Source organism: Sphingosinicellaceae bacterium (assembly GCA_019285715.1).
Lineage (GTDB): Bacteria > Pseudomonadota > Alphaproteobacteria > Sphingomonadales > Sphingomonadaceae > Glacieibacterium.
The window spans coordinates 2,920,667-2,938,290 of sequence record CP079108.1; the positions used below are offsets into that span (position 1 = coordinate 2,920,667).

The 17,624-nt window shown below is 65.8% G+C and carries 13 protein-coding genes and 1 tRNA gene; 5 read left to right on the forward strand and 9 right to left on the reverse strand.

Features of this window, described 5'->3' with window-relative positions:
• The first annotated feature begins 1 nt into the window (after position 1).
• From mrdA to KX816_13555, 3 genes are all read left to right on the forward strand, one after another.
• On the forward strand, positions 2-1,951 hold the full coding sequence (gene mrdA, locus KX816_13545; GenBank protein QXQ05282.1) for a penicillin-binding protein 2: 1,950 nt from the start codon (positions 2-4) through the stop codon (positions 1,949-1,951).
• A gap of 6 nt (positions 1,952-1,957) precedes the next feature.
• On the forward strand, positions 1,958-3,061 hold the full coding sequence (gene rodA, locus KX816_13550) for a rod shape-determining protein RodA (GenBank protein ID QXQ05283.1): 1,104 nt from the start codon (positions 1,958-1,960) through the stop codon (positions 3,059-3,061).
• Between the two features lie 106 nt (positions 3,062-3,167).
• A tRNA-Lys gene (locus tag KX816_13555) sits at positions 3,168-3,243 on the forward strand.
• 343 nt (positions 3,244-3,586) lie between these two features.
• Here KX816_13555 and KX816_13560 read toward each other — a convergent pair.
• Positions 3,587-4,561, reverse strand: a complete 975-nt coding sequence (locus KX816_13560) for a hypothetical protein (GenBank protein QXQ05284.1) — start codon at positions 4,559-4,561, stop codon at positions 3,587-3,589.
• A 444-nt stretch (positions 4,562-5,005) separates the two neighbouring features.
• On the opposite strand from KX816_13560, the gene KX816_13565 reads away from it, so the two are divergent.
• Positions 5,006-6,580: a carboxylesterase family protein gene (locus KX816_13565; GenBank protein ID QXQ05285.1), complete on the forward strand. Its 1,575-nt coding sequence runs from the start codon at positions 5,006-5,008 to the stop codon at positions 6,578-6,580.
• Between the two features lie 215 nt (positions 6,581-6,795).
• On the opposite strand, the gene KX816_13570 is transcribed toward KX816_13565, so the two are convergent.
• From KX816_13570 to KX816_13595, 6 genes are all read right to left on the reverse strand, one after another.
• Positions 6,796-6,963, reverse strand: a complete 168-nt coding sequence (locus tag KX816_13570) for a hypothetical protein (protein ID QXQ05286.1) — start codon at positions 6,961-6,963, stop codon at positions 6,796-6,798.
• Positions 6,964-7,107: 144 nt separating this feature from the next.
• Positions 7,108-8,043 (reverse strand): N-acetylglucosamine kinase, encoded by a 936-nt coding sequence (locus tag KX816_13575; GenBank protein QXQ05287.1) that lies wholly within the window; start codon positions 8,041-8,043, stop codon positions 7,108-7,110.
• Positions 8,040-9,182 (reverse strand): SIS domain-containing protein, encoded by a 1,143-nt coding sequence (locus KX816_13580; GenBank protein QXQ05288.1) that lies wholly within the window; start codon positions 9,180-9,182, stop codon positions 8,040-8,042. Before KX816_13580 ends, KX816_13575 begins: the two co-directional genes overlap by 4 nt.
• Positions 9,175-10,458 (reverse strand): D-tagatose-bisphosphate aldolase, class II, non-catalytic subunit, encoded by a 1,284-nt coding sequence (locus KX816_13585; protein QXQ05289.1) that lies wholly within the window; start codon positions 10,456-10,458, stop codon positions 9,175-9,177. The genes KX816_13580 and KX816_13585 overlap by 8 nt, the downstream gene beginning before the upstream one ends.
• 54 nt (positions 10,459-10,512) lie before the next feature.
• Positions 10,513-11,427: a DMT family transporter gene (locus tag KX816_13590; GenBank protein QXQ05290.1), complete on the reverse strand. Its 915-nt coding sequence runs from the start codon at positions 11,425-11,427 to the stop codon at positions 10,513-10,515.
• The gene (locus KX816_13595) at positions 11,424-13,316 is read right to left on the reverse strand and encodes an alpha-galactosidase (protein QXQ08570.1); all 1,893 of its coding nucleotides are present in this window, start codon (positions 13,314-13,316) and stop codon (positions 11,424-11,426) included. The genes KX816_13590 and KX816_13595 overlap by 4 nt, the downstream gene beginning before the upstream one ends.
• Positions 13,317-13,654: 338 nt before the next feature.
• Between KX816_13595 and KX816_13600 the strand changes: the two genes are divergently transcribed.
• Complete coding sequence (locus KX816_13600; protein ID QXQ05291.1) at positions 13,655-14,761, forward strand: amidohydrolase; 1,107 nt, start codon at positions 13,655-13,657, stop codon at positions 14,759-14,761.
• Positions 14,762-14,768: 7 nt separating this feature from the next.
• Here KX816_13600 and KX816_13605 read toward each other — a convergent pair whose 3' ends face one another.
• Both KX816_13605 and KX816_13610 read right to left on the reverse strand, forming a co-directional pair.
• Positions 14,769-15,542: a DeoR/GlpR family DNA-binding transcription regulator gene (locus tag KX816_13605; protein QXQ05292.1), complete on the reverse strand. Its 774-nt coding sequence runs from the start codon at positions 15,540-15,542 to the stop codon at positions 14,769-14,771.
• Between the two features lie 81 nt (positions 15,543-15,623).
• Positions 15,624-17,423, reverse strand: a complete 1,800-nt coding sequence (locus KX816_13610) for an NPCBM/NEW2 domain-containing protein (protein QXQ05293.1) — start codon at positions 17,421-17,423, stop codon at positions 15,624-15,626.
• Between the last annotated feature and the right edge of the window lie 201 nt (positions 17,424-17,624).

Below are 17,624 nucleotides of genomic sequence, written 5' to 3' on the forward strand. Positions count from 1 at the left end.
CGTGAGCGGCGGGATAAGCAGCGCGAGCGCCGCGAACGATCCGCTGTTCACCCGGCGCGCGATGTTGATCGGCGGCGGCATGGCGGCGGTCGGCGGCACACTACTCGCGCGGATGACCTATCTCGCGGTCTTCGAGGGCGAGAAGTACCGGCTCGCGTCGGAGGACAACCGGGTTTCGCTGCGGCTGATCCCGCCGCGCCGCGGCTGGATCGTCGACCGCGCCGGGTTGCCGCTTGCCTCGAACGCCCCCGACTACCGCGTCGAGCTGATTCCCGAGCAGGTCACCGACCTCGACGCGACCCTCCGCGCCGTCGGGCAGGTGCTGTCGCTGAGCCCGGAGGAACTCGCCCGTATCCACGCCGAGGTCGCGCGCCAGCCGAAATACATGCCCGTGGAACTTGCGCACGGCCTTGCCTGGCGCGACTTCGCGACGCTCAACATCCGCCTGCCCGACCTGCCCGGGTTGGTGCCGGTGGCGGGCTTCAGCCGCACCTATCCCGGCGGCGAGGCCTTCGCGCACCTGCTCGGCTACGTCGGCTCACCGACCCCCGCCCAGTATCAGGTCGAGCACGACCCGCTGCTGATCTTCCCCGGCTTCAAGCTCGGCAAGGACGGCATCGAGCGCACCCAGGACGCACCGCTCCGGGGTATCGCCGGTGCCCGCCGGGTCGAGGTCAACGCGCGCGGCCGCGTCATCCGCGACCTCGACACCCGCAGCGACACGCCCGGCAAGACCGTGCGCCTGACCATCGACAAGGGACTGCAGGCCTATGCAGCGCGGCGCATCGGCGACGATTCCGCGAGCGTCGTCGTCATGGACTGCCAGACCGGCGATGTGCTTTGCATGGTGTCGATGCCGGCCTACGACCCCAACGTCTTCTCGACCCGCGTGCCTGCCGACCTGTGGAAGGCGCTGCAGGCGAGCGACCACCACCCGCTGCTCAACAAGAGCGCACAGGGGCTGTACCCGCCCGGCTCGACCTTCAAGATGATGACGTCGCTGGCGATCCTCGGCTCCGGGATATCGCCCGATGCGACCTGCAACTGCGGCGGGACGTACCGTCTCGGCAATGCAATCTGGCACTGCTGGTCGCGGCGCGGTCACGGTACCACCAATCTGCGCAACGGCCTCCCCCGCAGCTGCGACGTCTATTTCTACACCTTCGGTCGGGCTGCGGGTATCGAGGCGATCGCCACGATGGCGCGCAAGTTCGGACTTGGCGAAAAGTTCGACCTGCCGCTCGCGGCGCAGTCCGCCGGACTCGTGCCCGACAGCGCGTGGAAGGAGCGCCGCTACAAAAAGCCGTGGGGCATCGGCGAAACGCTCAACACCTCGATCGGCCAGGGCTATCTCGCGCTCAGCCCGCTGCAACTGGCCGTAATGGCGTCGCGGCTCGCCTCGGGTCGGGTGATCGTGCCGCGTCTGCTGGCCGACGAGCCGAAGGTGCCGATCCCGCTCCTCGACATTCCGCCTGAGCATCTCGCCATCGTCCGCCACGGCATGGACGACGTCGTCAACGGCCCCGGCGGCACGGCGCACTCGGCCAAGCTGCAGGTCGAGGGCGTCGGCATGGCCGGCAAGACCGGCTCCGCCCAGGTCCGCCGCATCAGCATGGCCGACCGCAAGGCTGGCCGCGCCAACACCAAGTTCCAGCCGTGGAAATACCGCGACCACGGCTTGTTCGTAGCGTTCACCCCGATCGAGGCGCCGCGCTACGCGATCAGCGTCGTCATCGAGCACGGCGCCCACGGTGCCGCCGCTGCGGTCATCGCCCGCGACGTCCTGACCTACCTGCTCGAGCCCGAGCGCGCCTACCAGGTGCTGGGCGTCATCGAAGCCGACGTCGCCAAGCGCAAGGCCGCCGCCGAGAAAGCCGCTACGGCCGCCGATGCGGAGGCGATCGTCACCGCACCCCAAACCGCCGTCGCCGGCGAAGCGACCCCGGACTGACCCGCGATGCTCAACGGCCTCTGGACCCTCCGCCTGCGCCAGATTCCCTGGGGCATCGTCCTCGTCATCATGGCGCTCGGCTGTTTCGGGCTGGTCGTGCTGTTCTCGGCGGCTGGCGGCCACCTCGACCCATGGGCGTCGCGGCAGGGCATCCGCTTCGGCGTGCTGCTGGTCGGCATGCTGGTGCTGGCGCAGGTGCCGTCCGAGTTCTGGCTGCGCTACGCCTATGTGCTCTACGGCGCGGTGCTACTCGGACTGGTCGGTGTCGAGGTACTCGGCGCGGTTCGCGGCGGCGGGCAGCGCTGGCTCGACCTCGGCATCATCCAGCTCCAGCCATCGGAATTTATGAAGCTGGCGATCATCCTCGCCCTCGCCCGCTTTTACCACTTCGTGCCGCGCGCCTTCGCGACCAGCCTGACCGGCCTGTGGCCACCGCTGCTGATGATCGCGGTGCCCGGCGCTCTGGTCATGCTCCAGCCCGACCTCGGCACCGCGCTGTCGATCGGCTTCGGCGGGGTCGCGGTGATGTTCCTCGCAGGTGTACGGATCTGGCTGTTCCTCAGCGCCGGCGGCGCAATTCTGGCGGCGCTCCCGGTCGCCTGGACGATGCTCCACGACTATCAGCGCAAGCGCGTGCTGATCTTCATGGACCCGGCCAGTGACCCGCTCGGCGCCGGCTACCACATCACCCAGTCGAAGATCGCCATCGGCAGCGGCGGCCTGACCGGCAAAGGCTTCCTCGAGGGCACCCAGAGCCACCTCGACTACCTGCCCGAACTCCACACCGACTTCGTCTTCGCCACCATGGCCGAGGAGTGGGGCGTGCTCGGTGGCCTCGCGATCATCGCGGGCTTCGGCATCATCCTGGCGTGGGCGGTCGGCGTCGCGCTGCGCACCCCGACCCAGTTCGGCCGTCTGGCCGCGATGGGGCTGGCCTGCACATTGTTCTTCTACCTCGCGATCAACATGATGATGGTGATGGGTCTCGCCCCCGTCGTCGGCATCCCGCTGCCGCTGATCAGCTTCGGCGGCTCGGCGATGATGACGGTGCTGATCCTGCTCGGCATCGTCATGGGCATCGCCCGCGCTGGCCGTACCGAGCGCCTGTGATCTGCGCCCGTGTCTTGCGGCTGTGCACAGCTTTCTCGCTGCCCGCCCGCACAAGCGCTTGTGTTCCCCCCCCACCCTTGCTAACAGCCCGCCTCCGCTTCGGCGCGGACGTATAGCTCAGTTGGTAGAGCAGCTGACTCTTAATCAGCGGGTCCCAGGTTCGAACCCTGGTGCGTCCACCATTTCTTTTCAATGACTGAGACGGCGCGGCTGCTGTCGGTTGCGGACTGCCAGTGTGAGCTGGCAATCACCGGCAAGCACGCTCGGCCGCTCAAGCCACGCGGCTGATCGGCGCCACTTGGTGGGGGCCGGTCAAGGCTTGGTCGTTTCTCTGAACCGGACGCGTGCTCATCTCGGTCCTACGGCTAGTTTCGGGCGCTCCAATGTGCCGGCTGAATGGCACTGAGTGGTGCTAACGTTCCGACCGCTTTCAGGTAGCGTCTCGGCCCAACCGGACGATGTTGCGCCCGTGTCGGACACAAACGTTACCGCGCCCTCATCAGCCAAAGCAGGCCGCAAGCGGGATCACAGCTCGTCGACAGAGCCCAGATTAACAGTTAGAAAGCGCAGGACCTTGGGCCATGCGTCCGCGCGGGCGGCCTGGTTGCCTGCCGCTGTTCCACCAAGCGCTCCCAGCGAAGCGTAACCGGGCGATGTGGCGAGCAGTGGGGGGCCGAACACGGCGTGGCCCGCATCGGAATAGGCGAGGACCGTGGCCCTCCCCCCCATCGCCCGTGCGACCATCTCCGACATCGAACACGACGGCCAGAGCGCATCGGACCGACCGCAAACGAGCATGACCCTAGCCTTGATGTGCGCCACCGGAATGGCTGCACCGGGATGCGATGCTAATGTATTCAAGCCTGCCTCATACGCCCCGAGCATTGTCGTAGCGCCGTCGCCGTAGCTGAGATGCTCGAGCGGCCTGCCATTAAGCGACCACGAGGACTGCACCTTTTGACCACTAAAATCGATGCCCTGCCAGGCGACCGCCGAGGGTGCGCCGACGATGACGGCGCGGACATCTGGATTGTGTGAAGCAATAAGCAGCGCGGCTTCGGCACCCTTCGACGCCCCCATAATCCCGATCCGGTCAGCCTTTACGCTGGGTTGCCGACGCAGCCACGACAAGGCTTTATCAAAATAGTCGAGAGGAACCATGTCCAGTTGGGGTGGCAGGCCCGGCACGCCAAAATACGCAAGCTGCAGGACTGCATAGCCATGGGCCGCCAGGTCCGAGGCTTGTCGTGCCGTCCCCGGACCTAAGCCACCCTCTGAACCTCCCAGCAGAAGGATCGCGGCATGTTTTCGCGCGCCTGTGCCAGGGTACCAGTTCGCCACCAATCCGTGATCCGTCAGGCGCGACCCGCCGGGCCCCGGCGCCGCAACCACAATCGGAGGCATGACTAGACTCGGCTGGACACTGTTGCTCGGCTGCGCAAGGCCTGACGCGGAAAGCAGCGCTGCCAAAATCAGCGGCCGCAGAAGTCGATTGAACATACCCCTCATCTCCGGTCCGTCGACGAAGATCGAACGTCCGCCTTGAGGTTAGGCCTGTCAAACCCGGATCTTCCGCTATCGGGAGGCCTGCCGACCGGGAGCCTCATGACAGCGACGACGACCCATAATCCGCCCCGCGTCGACACCTACGCTCGTGCGAAAACCCGCCGTTCGTTCATCTTTGTCGAGCGACCGCTCCGGAGGTGCCGTGGTGCCCGGAAACGGTCCTGCGTGGCTACATCAGGGCGTTGTGAGTAGGCTCGTAACCGGACGACAGCCTGTAAACTGACACCTTTGATTTATCGAGAGCGCGAGCATGCCAGCGAGTCGTGATAAAAACCTGCCGCCTTCCTACCCTCCCCCGATATCGCGCTGGCTGGGCCCGGCGATACTCGCTGCCGCGTTGTTAAATGGAACCGGACCCGCGGCGAGCGAGGATAGCGAATGAAACGGATATGGCGGTTAGCGGCGTTGGCCGGCGGATTGATCGCGGCACCGGCGCTCACGCAGCAAGCGACGGTATCAGAAGGCAAATTGCGTGGCATCGCGGTCGCCGGACACGCGCCGGTTACTGCCTTTCTGGGCATTCCCTACGCCGCGCCGCCGGTGGGGCGACTGCGCTGGATGCCTCCGCAGTCTGCCGCGCGGTGGAGAGGTGTTCGCGCCGCCGAGGGGTTTGGTGCGCGCTGCATGCAGCAGCCGCTCTTTGACGACATGATGTTCCGCTCGCCGGCACCGAGCGAGGACTGCCTGATGCTGAATGTCTGGACACCCGCCGGCGCGCCCAAGGGGGCGAAACTGCCGGTGCTGTTTTACATTCATGGCGGCGACGCGATTGCGGGCGACGGATCAGAGAAGCGCTACGACGGCGCGAGCATGGCGCGGCGTGGCATGGTGGTGGTGACGGTCAACTATCGGCTCGGCGTGTTTGGCTTCCTGGCGACACCCGAGCTGGCGGCCGAGTCACCACGGCACGCGGCCGGAAATTACGGGCTGCTGGATCAGGCCGCGGCGCTCGATTGGGTGCGGCACAATGTCGAGGCGTTCGGGGGCGATCCGAGCCGGATCACGATCGGCGGCGAAAGCGCGGGATCGATGTCGGTCAGCGTGCTGATGACCTCGCCGTTGACGCGTGCGCACTTTGCCCATGCGATTGGCGAGAGCGGCGGCGTGCTGCCGCCGACCTTCCATCCGAGGCCGCTGGCCGAGGCCGCGCAGGCCGGCGCTGCGTTCGCGCAAGCCGCGGGCGCGCCGACGCTGGCAGCGCTGCGCGCTATGCCGGCCGAACATCTGCTGGCGGCACAGGGACAGCAGAATTTTCATGCCGACTTCATCGTGGACGGCCTGTTCCTGACCGAAACACCTGCCGCGAGCTATGCCGCCGGACGCGCTGCCAAGGTGCCGCTGCTGGTCGGATCGAATTCGCAGGAAGGTGACTGGAATTCGATCCTGGGCGATGCCGTGCCGACGGTGTCGAATTACCGCGCGGCGCTGGAGCGGCTGTTCCCGGGCCGGGGCGCGGCGCTGTTCGCATTGTATCCGGCGGCGAGCGATGCCGATGTGCCCACGACGGCGATGCGGCTGGCGAGCGACCGTTTCCTGGGCGCCTCGACGTGGCAGTGGTTTGACCTGCACCGGCGTAGTGGCGAGCCGACTTACTATTACTATTATGCCCGCGTCCGTCCGGCCGCGCTGCCGCCGCTGGCCGAGGAAACACCCGTGCCACTCGGCGCGGTGCACAGCGCGGAAATCGAGTATGCGCTCGGTAATCTCGATGTGAACCCGCTCTACGCCTGGACAAGCGAGGACCGCGCCATCTCGAGCACGATGCAGGGCTATTTCGCAGCCTTCGTGAAGGCGGGTGATCCCAATGCCGCCGGGCTGCGTCGCTGGAACGCCGCGCCGTCGAGCAGCAACGCGGTAACGCGGCAGGTGATCGACGTGAATACGCACAACGAGCCGTTCGGCTTTCAAAAGAGCTATCCGCAGGCGGTGACGCTGCTGGATGGTTTGCGGTAGGGCCTCCCGAACTCCTCGAAACATCCTGGATAACGAACAGGCCAGGGCGAGGTTCGGACAGCGGCCGGGCGAGTGATCAGTGCCATACGGCTGGCCCGTTCCGAGCTTCGACAGCATGGTAGCGGAACTGCAGCTGCTTGAAGCCCTGCCCCGCATGGCCGACTCGGTTCAAAGCTGCATCAGGCTGTTCGTCGGCTTGGTGAACGTCAGCGACGCTACCCGATCACGACCAACGCTACCCCGAACAGCAAACAGCCTCGCGCAACCAGCAATGCCTCGAACCCCGGACGCTTCCGCCCGTCGCTGAAGGAGGTCGAGTTGAGCGCGACCGCGTTAGCAAGATGCTTGTCCTCGACCAGTTGCGCGACGGAGACCTGCCGCACCGGCGCGTCGAACGCCGTCGGGTGCCGAATGCGAAGGCAAAGACATAGACGTGCCACAACCGGACGATGCCGGTGACGGTGAGAACCCCGAGCGTCAGACTGAACGCTTTGGCGTCAGTGGAGCGGTGACGCCAAACCCGGCAACTAGTTGCCAGCGAAGCGGTTCAAAAGGCCGGCGTAAAGAGCGGCACCGACAGCCGGCTCATGACGAGGCTCGACGATCTCGTAAGGCGCCTGCTGCCTGAGATGGAGCAGGAATGCGGCGCGGACCGCCTGCTGCCTGGTCAGGACCCCGCCGGACCACGATAGCAGAACAGTCTCGTCTGGCGCAAAATCGAGTTGCCTTCGTAGAGCCTGCGCCATCTGCGCAAGGTGCCACCCGGCCATGTCCAGTATCGCTGTAGCGGACGGATCGCCATCTTCGGCAGCTTGTGAGACGATCGGGGCAAGGCCGGCGATCTCATCACGGGTCATTCCGTTCTGACCCATGATCAGGGCGCAGATGTCGAGGTCCGCTCGCAGGTCGAGTGATTTGCTGAAGCCTGCCTTGAGCGCGCCTGTAGGAAGTCGGCCGTCGCTCATCCTGGTGAACGCGTTCAAGCCCTGAACGGCGATCCAATAGGCGGAGCCTTCGTCGCTGAAGATCTCACCCCAGCCGCCGACACGCGCCTTGCGGCCATCTCGCTCGCCGTAACCGATCGACCCGGTGCCGGCGACGAGGTTGATGCCGTCGGCGCAACCCAGCGACCCGGCCCAGCCGCAGACCATGTCGTTGTCGCAGCGGTAGCGGTCATGATCCAGGATGCGCCCGCAGGCAGCGTCGAGTTGCGGGTCGATCGCAGCGTCTTCGCCGAAGGCGGGCAAGCCGAAGAAACTGTAGTCCAGATCCTGGGGCGAGATCGACAGCTGGCTGCAGACAGCGGCGACGCCTTGGGCAAGCCGTGCAACGGCTTCGTCGAGGCCAACCTGAAGGTGGTAAGTGGTGCCGGTGACGGTGCGGGCGATAGTGCGACCGGATTGGTCGATGCATACGAACTCGGTCTTGGTGCCGCCGCCGTCGACCCCGAGGAAGATCGTCATGGATTGGGCATATGGATATGGACACCCTGGACGACCCGATTGACGGTGCCGCTGGCGTTGGGCTGGTCGGGTGTGCGCCCGAGGTGGAGGGCGTAGTAGAGGCCAAATAGCTGGGCTGGCACGATAAACGGGAAGAGCAGATCGACGTCGGAGACTGCGGCGGCGCCTGGCACCACCAGTTCGGCGCCGCCGGTCGGCTGGGTCGTAACCGCGATCACGGTGCCGCGGCGGGCGTCGGTGCGGAGCTCCTCGATTATGTCGAGATCATAGAGGCGGGTCAGCGGATCGTTGGAGACGAACACCATGATCAGGGTTCCGGGGGTCACGATAGTCTTGGGACCGTGGCGAAAGCCGAGCGAGCTGTCGAACATCGTGGGCACCGCGCCATCTGTCAGTTCGAGCAGCTTGAGCGCAGCTTCGCGCGCCAGACCCTGGAATATCCCGCTGCCGAGATAGACGACGCGCTCGAAACCACGTGCCGCCAGCCCGGCGACCACATCCTCCGACTGCGCCAGCACCGCAGCGACGGCGTCGGCGATCGCCTCGACCCGGTCGTGCATCGCGCCGATCCCGGTGAAGATCGACAGCGCTGCCAGCATCATCGCGCTGAAGCTGGAGGTCATGGCGAAGGCGCGGTCGTGTGTCTCCTCCGGCAGGACCACGATATGGCTGTTGCCCGACGCGCGGCGGGACAATGCGCCCTCGGCGTTGCAGGTGATCAGCAGGTGATAGACGGCCGCCCCGGACTTGTCGGCCAGCTCCACCGCCGCGATGCTCTCCGGACTGTTGCCCGAGCGCCCGAACGATACCATCAGCGTCGGTCGCGTGGCGCTGAGATAGAGGTGCGGCGCGCCGACGATATCGGTCGTCGCGACGGCCTCGACCGGGCGGCCGAGCGATGCCGTCAGCCACGGCGCCAGGCATTCGCCGATGAAGGCCGAGGTTCCCGCGCCGCACAGCATGATCCGCAGGTCCGGCATCGCGAGCAACGGAGCGACGAACGCCTCGATCGCTGTCCGCTCCGCCTCGAGCACGGCCCGGGTGGCGCGCAGCGTCGCTGGCTGCTGCAGGATTTCCCTGCGGGTCCAGCTGTCCGGCTGCGTGTCCGAGCTCTCGGCCGCGACAAGGGTCTCAGTCATCGGGGTTGCAAGCTCCATGATAGGCATCGAGCGTCGCGCCGATGTGGGCGACGATCAGGTCGACGGGATCCAGGGTCGCAGTGCCGGCTCGCACGGCGGCATAAGTGATCGGCAGATACTGGCTGAGCAGCGGCAGCGGCGGCGCCTGCTTGCGCAGGTTGTCGAAAAGCCGCGCCTGTGCCGCCGCGATCTCGGCGTCGGGCCAGTAATAGCGGATGCGGTCGCTCAGGCTGTACTGCAGCTGCAGGTCGAGCGCCGCGCCGGTGTCGTGATAATAGCGCTGCCAGTTGCCGGGCGCGGCTTTCATGCAGGCAATCGCGACATCCCGGAGGCCGGCGCGCTGGCCAGCCTCGACGGTCTCGGCCTCGATCGCGTCGAGCGCCCATAAAGCCTCGCGCAGGGCGAAAGTTACGCCCGGGCCCACTTTCAGGATGGCGAAGTGATCGCGGACCAGTTCGCTCAGCGCCGTCGCAGTCTGGTAGTCGGTGGAGTGCGCCTCGAAGACGATATGCTCGACCGGCTCGATCGCCGCGACCAGCGCGGTAGCGGCCGCTGGATCATAGTCGACGACCTTCATGTGATCGAACTCGACGCCGGGCTGGACGACGGCGGCGATGACGCGGTGCCAGGCGCTGTGCAGCCCCGCCTCGGCGAACAGCGTGCGGTGCATGTCGAGCGTCGCCAACACGGCCTCGGGCGATGTGACCGCCAGCGCGTCGAGGTCCTCGGCGGCACCGCCCGGCACCGGGACCTCGGTACCGATGACATAGACTGGGGCATCGGCGGGATCGCCGGCATAGGCGTCCTCGGCGGCCCGGCACAGGCGCGCAGCGCGCTCGGCGATAGTCCGCTCCGGCAGCGGCGTCGGGTCGTCGGCGCAGCTCATCGAGCAGTCGAGGTGAATCTTTGAAAAGCCGGCACGGACATAGTCGGCAACCATGATCGCGGCGTTCTGCATTGCCTGTTCGGCCGGCAGGCCCGTCCAAGCATTGGGTCCGAGATGATCGCCGCCCAAGGCCAGTCGATCGAGCGGAAAACCCAGGCGGCCGGCGATGGCTTCGACGAAGACGCGAAAATCGGCGGGGACCATGCCGGTGTAGCCGCCGTCCTGGTTGACCTGGTTCGAGGTCGCCTCGATCAGCACCAGCGGCGCATCGTTGCGCAGCGCATGCGCGAAGGTCGCTTCGATCACCAGTGGATGCGCCGAGCAGACCGACGTCAGGCCGATCCGCTCGCCACGCTTGTGACGGGCCACGAGATTCTGAATTAGCTCCATCACGCTACCCTAGCACCGACCGTCAATGAAACAAAACGAAACTGCTGTTGCTTGTCAGGTTTCGCTGGTGACGTCCGCATCCTCTGCGTCGGGCGCGATCGCCAGCAGCAGCGAAGCCGCCAGCGCCAGTACGATCCCAATCGACTTGAGCGAGCTTGGTACGACGCCCAGCGCGACCATCGAGATGATCGCCGTGGCCAGCGGCGCGCCGGCGTTGGTCAATGGCGCGACGATGATCGCCTTGCCGTAGCGAAAGGCGAACACCAGGGTCAGCGCTCCGATAGCGTTCAGCACCTGGATGCCTGCCGCGAGCAATGGACCGTCGAGACCGTAGTTGATCGGCCGGCTGAAGTCGGTCATCGCCCAGGCGATCGGGATCAGCGCCAGCCCCGTCACCGTCATGTAGAAAAAGATGCTCTCGCCGGACATGACGTTGTTGGCCGACTTCATGAAATAGGCCTGCAGCCCCCAGCAGGCCATGACAACCAACGCCATCCATAGCCAACCGCCGCCCTGCCCGTCCCCGCCCGGCGCGAAGTCGAACGTCGGCAGCGCCAGCAATGCCAGCAAGATACCGAGTGCGCCGAGCTTGCCGGTCCGCTCGCCGATCAGCAGGAACGACAGTGCGATGGTGACCACCGGCGACAGCGAGATCACCGGGAAGATCAGATAGGCCGGCCCGCGCGTTACCGCATAGAACAGCACCATCTGCCCGCCCGCGCCGAGCAGGCCGACGGTCAGGCCATAGGCAATGGCGCGGCGATCGGTGTCGAGCTTCCAGCCCGCCTGCGACAGCACCACCAGCGCCGGCGGAATCATCGTCAGCGCCCAGACGCAATAGACCAGGGTCTCAGGGAAATGATGCTGCGGCGACAGGCCCGAATAGGCGCCCCAGATGCCCCACAGCACCACCGTCGCCAGCGCGTTCCACAGCCAGGCCCGGCCGGTCGCAGACGGACTGATGCTCATGCGGAAATCGTCTCCTGAACGGGTGACGCCTCGACGATCAGGAAGTGTTCGAAGCTGACGGGGATGCTGGCGGCAGGGCCGGAGACGATCCCGAGCGGCTGGCCGGTGAAGCTGTCGGTCAACCTATGCCGGCCGGGCGGCAGGCCGCGCAAAACCACCGGCCCCGACCATTTATCCGCGTAAAAGGCATAGTGCATGCTGGTCCCGGCGCGGATCGCATGGCCCTCCGGCTTGTCGAAGCCGATGTCGTAGAGATGCCCCTGATACTCGCCCTTGGGGAGCATCTTGGCGCGGTACAGCGCAATCCACTTGCGCCACAGCGCCTCGCGCTCGGGGTTGAGCGCGATGCCGCCGGGGGGCAGCGGATCGGTGGTATCGACGGGGTCGTTCGGCCAGGTGAACTTGGTCGAGAGGATCGCGCCGATGCCGTAGTGCGTGGCGAAGTCATTGTGCCGGTCGCTGAGCTCGACATGGTCGCCGGCGAAAGGCGCCGACGGCCCCATCATCGCCTTGAAGCTCTTGCCCTTCGAACGGATTTGCCACGACGAGGTCGGATCGGACGCCGGCGTGTGGTTCATCCCGGCGATGTTGTGGAAGGCGAAGCTGTCGCCGCACGGGCAGATCTCCATCACCGCGTTCGGGTTGATCGACATCGCCTCCTGGTACAGCGCCTTCCAGAAATCCTGCAGCTTCTCATAGGATTCCTCGGGCCGCGCGTGATTGTGCGCAGGGTTGTAGCAGGGCGCGACGCCGTTGAGGTGCTGGCCGTCGAGCTTCAATCCTTCATAGCCCCAGTCGCTCAGGATGCGTCGGACCTGGCCGCGGAAATAATCGACCGTCGGCGCATAAGCGGGGCACAGGGTGAAGGCATTCCAGAAGCTGACGTTCTGTGCCGCGCCGTTGCGGTCGAGCAGCAGCATGTCGGAATGGTCGCGCAGCAGGTCGGTGCCCGGGTCGGCGGCCAGCGGTGCGAGCCACAGGCGGGGACGCATTCCGGCTGCCTTGATCTGGTCGGCGAAGGCCTTCATGTCGGCGTCGCCGCGCGGGAACTTGGTGCGGTTGAGCTTCCAGTCCCCTTCCGACGTCTGCCAGCCATCGTCGAGCACTGCCCATTCGAGGCCGATCGCCTTGGCTTTGGTCATCGCAGTCAGCACCTCGGCCTTGGTGAAGTCGCGGCCATAGCCCCAGGCGCACCACACCGGCGCGTAGCTGGTGTCGGGGATCGCCGGTGCCGCGATCCCGCGCTCGGCCATCAGGCGGCGATAGGCGTCGAGCGGGCGAAAATGATCGCCCTCGTGCGCCATCAGGAAGACTGGGGGCAGCGCGAGGGTTGCGCCGGGTGTGAGCAAGGTCGGAGTGTCGCCGACGATCGAGACGCGTGTGCCACCGGGCTGGCCCGAAACCGGCAGCGAGACGAGGCGCGGCACGGTGTCGATGTGGCCGACTGCAAGCCCGACATCGCGGCGCCAGACGACCGCAACCGGGGTGCCCCCGCCGTAATCGGAGGCGTTCATGCCCATGAAGTTGCGCTGGCCGAAGCCGGGCTCGACCTTCTGCACCCAGTCGCGGCGGTCGGGGTAGGAGGCGCCGGAGAAGCTCCACGCCCCATCTGGATGGGGCAGCAGATCATGGGTCGCTGCTTGCCAGCCAGTGACGGCGAGCGGTGACTTGCCGGTGTTGCGATAGCGGACCTCGATCAGCGCGAGGCCCGGATAGTGGTCGAGGAAGGTGACGGAAACAAGCTTCTCGAGCTTGCCGGCAGTACCGCGCAGATGGTGGACACGGCCGGGTCCGTGCGCGCCGGCGACGGTCTCGCTGGTCTGCTCGGCCAGGGCGAACCGATCGATGGCGCGGTTGTCCTGGAGGCCGATTGCTTCGCCGGGTTCCATCGCAGTGAGGACCTTGCCCTTGTACGAAATGCGCGAATGGAGGTCGGAGTCGAACTCGATGGTCAGGACGCCGTCGCCGACATTGGCCGCGGCCTTGCTGGTCAGGGCGCGGGCAAGCGCGGGCTGACCGGCGGCGATTGCGGCTCCGGCGCCTGACAGGCCAGCGATCGCGCTGCGCCGGGATAGTGTGAACTCTGACACGATCGGCTTCCTCGAAGGACGGATGGCTTACCACGACCAAGGGCGCAGGCTTCGGCGAGTTGCGCCCGATCATTATGACTTGCGTAAAGCTGAACGCAACATAAGATTATTTCGTTACGTTTCCTTTGGAGATTTTCATGCGGCCGCGCCGGGCTTTGATGCCATTGACCACAATCCTGGCGCTGACCGGCGCCGCTGCCAAGCCCGCGACGTATGGCGAGGCTGATTTCGCCCGGGTGCCCAAGCTCGACGCGCATGTCCACGCCAATCGCGACGCACCCGATTTCCTGCAGATCGCGCGCAAGGATGGCTTCGAGTTGCTGTCGATCAACGTCGACTACCCCGACTTCCCGCCGCTCCCGAAGCAGGCGGAGATCGCGTACAAGATGCACGCCGCGGACCCGAAGCACTTCCACTTCGCGACGACGTTCTCGATGGACGGCTTCGGCACGCGGGGCTGGACCGCACAGGCGCAGCGCCTCGTCGACGACGGCTTTGCGCATGGCGCGGTTGCTGTAAAAGTGTGGAAAAACATCGGCATGATCGCCAAGGATGCAGCGGGCAAGCGCGTCTTCCTCGACGATCCGCGCTTCGATCCGATCATGGCGCACATCCAGGCGCGCGGGGTTCCGCTGATCGCGCACCAGGGCGAGCCCAAGAACTGCTGGCTGCCGCTCGACCAGATGACGACCGACAACGACCGCAGCTATTTCACCGAGCATCCCGAGTATTACATGTTCAAGCACCCGGAGGAGCCGAGCTACGAGGCACTGATGGCGGCGCGCGACCGCTTCGTGGCGCGGCACCCCAAGCTGGCGTTCGACGGCGCGCACATGGCGAGCCTCGAGTGGAGTGTCGACGAACTGGCCAAGTTCCTCGACCGCTACCCCAATGCGGTGGTCGATCTCGCCGCGCGGATGAGCCAGGTGCAGGTCCAGTCGAACGCCGACCACGCCAAGGTCCGCGCTTTCTTCGTAAAGTACCAGGACCAGCTGATGTACGGCACCGACCTGACCGACAGCCCACCTGACCCCAAGGCGCGGGCGCAGAACCCGCCGACGACGGGCAATTTTGGCAAGGAGGCGGACGATACGTGGCGCTCTGACTGGCGCTATTTGGCGACGCCGCTGTCGCAACCGGTCGCGGCAATCAAGGCCAAGGCACCGGGGCTGGCCCTACCGCGCTCGGTAATCGACAAGATCTATTACTTGAACGCGCGCAGGATCTTCCACCTCAAGGGCTAGGCGCCACTCAGGTCTTGTGGACCTGGAAGCCGAGCCGCTCGGAGGCTGAGCGGATGGTGTCGGGGACCGCGTCGTCGGTAACGAGGTGGTGGATCTTGTCGAGATTGATGATGCGGTGCAGGCAGACCCGCCCGAACTTGGAGACGTCGGTCACCGCGATTACCTGCCGCGCCGCCTCGACCATCTTGCGGTTGAGCATTGCCTCGGGCTCGTAATGGGTAGTGATGCCGAACTCGACGTCGAAGCCGTCGACCCCCAGGAACAGCTTGTCGACGCGCAGGTCCTCCAGCGCCGCGACGGTCTGCGCGCCGTAGAAAGCACGGTTCTTGCGGCGCAACATGCCGCCCAGCATGACGATGTTGAGACGCTCCCTGGTTGCCAGCACCGACAGGATGTCGAGGTCGTTGGTCAGGACCGTGATGTCCTCGTCGTCGGGCAGAAACGTCGCGATCTGCAGCGTCGTGGTGCCGGAATCGAGCACGATCGACTCTCCCGGCCGGACCATCGAGGCTGCTAGCCGGCCAATGCGGATCTTCTCGTCGGCGTGGCTGGAGCGCTTTGCCTCGACCGGCGGCTCGGCTGTGACGTTGACCGCGTCAGCACTGATACCGCCGCCATAGGATCGCTCCATGACGCCCTTGGTCGCCAGGAAACGCAGGTCCTTGCGAATGGTCTGCACCGAAACACTGAAACGCTCGGAAAGAGGTGCGACCTGGACGCTGCCGCGTTCACGCACCATCGTGCTGATCCGCTGCCGTCGTTCACTGGTGTCCCGAACCATCGCGTTATTCCCGTGCCCGCCGCCGTGATGCAACGGAATAGCATCAATCAAAGCGTTGCTTCGTTATATTCACATTCCGGATCAGCGCCGGAAGCTTGCGCTGCTCCACGCGATCATCGGCGGCCGGCCCTCCCCGCTGCCCTTGTCGGCGACCAGCTCAACGATGCGCGCGGCCCTGATGTCGATGTTGAACTGGCGCGACGGGACCTTGCTCGAAGCCGAGGCGGTCAGCACCAGCTTGCGGTCGGCATAGACGCGAAATCGGACCGGTTGACCGTTGCCGACTACCCGGGGGGTCGCGACAAACCGGCGGAACTGGCCGTCGGTGCGAATCTCGAGCCGCGAGTTGGCGTAGAGACCAATGCCCCGACCGAAGGCTTGGCCTTTCGTTCCCAAGGACTTCCCGTCCGGGGTGACGCCGAGACGGGCGGGAAAACTGCCCATCGGCAGGGCGGTGGCGGGTGTCAGGCCGTCGGCGGCGACGTGGATCCTGCCCGGCATCTCGTCGAGGAACGTCGCTGCGGGATCGGCGGGGGTGCCCTTCAACCGGAGCAGTACCGAGCCATGTGCGGGAAGCCTGATCCGGATATTATCGGCCGCCGTTATCCCGCCACGCCGGGCCCAGAGGTCGCGCACCGCAGCCCGACTTCCGGGCGCAAAGCCAAGTTGCGCCCATGAGACGACTGCCTCAGCCGACGCTGTGCCGCGGTTGACGAAGGCCACGGCACGGGTGCCCGCGCCCGCCAGCGTGCGGACTATGACCATGGTTTCCCCACTGCGATAGGGCACGCCCTGATTGCCCGCTGGGTCCTGATCGACGGCGATCACTTCGGGGTTGCCGATGATGTCGAGCAGCGCCGGCGGTGACTGGCGCAGGTCGTAGCCAAGCAGCAGCGGCGAGGCCATGATCGCCCATAAAGTGAAATGGGATTGCGCCTCGACCAGGTGTTTCTCGTCGAAGTCGCCATGGCCGATCGCCAGCATGTCCGGGTCGTTCCAATGTCCCGGACCAGCGTAGAGCGCACCGTCGATGACGCTGTCGACGTTGACGAGCATGCTGGCCCAGGTGAACTCGATGTCAGGGCTAGTCCGCCACAGATTGCCCCGCGCCGGTCCCCAGAGCGGGGAAAGCGCCTCCCCCCAGGCACAGATCGAAAGTATCGCGTCCTTCCCGCCCCAGCGATGGACGGCGTTACCGAGCGTGGCATAGAGGTTCTCGACCGCCCCTGGATCGGACTTCGGGATATCGCCGCGCACGATCAGCGGCGCAAACGCCTGGTAGGAGCCCGACCGCACCGGCGCGACCTCGGGCGTGTAGTCGGCGACCCCGCAAGCATCGATCTTGACGTAGTCGAACCGCCAGTCGGCGAACATCATCCGTATGTCCTGCTCGGCATGGCCAAAGCTGCCGACCTGGCGCTCAGGAATCGTGCCAACCGGCAGGTTGGGGCTCTCCGCATCCCAGCGCTGGGCACACGTGTTGCGACCGATGTCGGTGTACAGGCCGGCTTTCAATCCAAGACCGTGGATGAAGTCGGTGAACGGCTTCAGCGATCCGGTCGGACTGCCTGCGACTGCCGCCGAGGGGAACATGCTGCCCCGAATGCGAAGCCGTCCGTCGGGCAGCCGCTGTAAGGCCCAGCCGTCGTCGACGTTGATGAAGCGATAGCCTTTTCGCGCGAGGCCGGTATCGACGATGGCTTTCGCCACACCCCGGATCTTGGCTTCGTCGACGTTCGTACGAAAGGCATTCCACGGATTCCAGCCCATCGGCGGCGTCGCCGCTACGGTGGACGAATAGACCGAGAAACGCCCGGTCGGTGTCAATGGATCGATCTGTGCCTGCGCCGGAACGACCGACAACGCCGCGACGATCGCCACGAGCGGGCAACACGAGTTGTGATACGACCATCGGCGAGTATCGCGCATCGATGGCATGATCACTTGGCTCCCGTTACAGATCATCAGGTCTTGCGGCAGAGATTGGAGATGGATGCCGAAGGCCGGCAAAGTCTCCAACATCCGCGGGCCGAACTCTGGGCGCGAGATCAGCTTGGCACGACGCCTGCGATCACGTTAGGC

Coding starts and splice junctions, on each gene's coding strand:
- rodA (QXQ05283.1), top strand. CDS start 1,958: ATGCTCAACGGCCTCTGGACCCTCCGCCTGCGCCAGATTCCCTGGGGC.
- KX816_13560 (QXQ05284.1), bottom strand. CDS start 4,561: ATGTTCAATCGACTTCTGCGGCCGCTGATTTTGGCAGCGCTGCTTTCC.
- KX816_13565 (QXQ05285.1), top strand. CDS start 5,006: ATGAAACGGATATGGCGGTTAGCGGCGTTGGCCGGCGGATTGATCGCG.
- KX816_13575 (QXQ05287.1), bottom strand. CDS start 8,043: ATGACGATCTTCCTCGGGGTCGACGGCGGCGGCACCAAGACCGAGTTC.
- KX816_13580 (QXQ05288.1), bottom strand. CDS start 9,182: ATGACTGAGACCCTTGTCGCGGCCGAGAGCTCGGACACGCAGCCGGAC.
- KX816_13585 (QXQ05289.1), bottom strand. CDS start 10,458: ATGGAGCTAATTCAGAATCTCGTGGCCCGTCACAAGCGTGGCGAGCGG.
- KX816_13590 (QXQ05290.1), bottom strand. CDS start 11,427: ATGAGCATCAGTCCGTCTGCGACCGGCCGGGCCTGGCTGTGGAACGCG.
- KX816_13595 (QXQ08570.1), bottom strand. CDS start 13,316: ATGGAACCCGGCGAAGCAATCGGCCTCCAGGACAACCGCGCCATCGAT.
- KX816_13600 (QXQ05291.1), top strand. CDS start 13,655: ATGCGGCCGCGCCGGGCTTTGATGCCATTGACCACAATCCTGGCGCTG.
- KX816_13605 (QXQ05292.1), bottom strand. CDS start 15,542: ATGGTTCGGGACACCAGTGAACGACGGCAGCGGATCAGCACGATGGTG.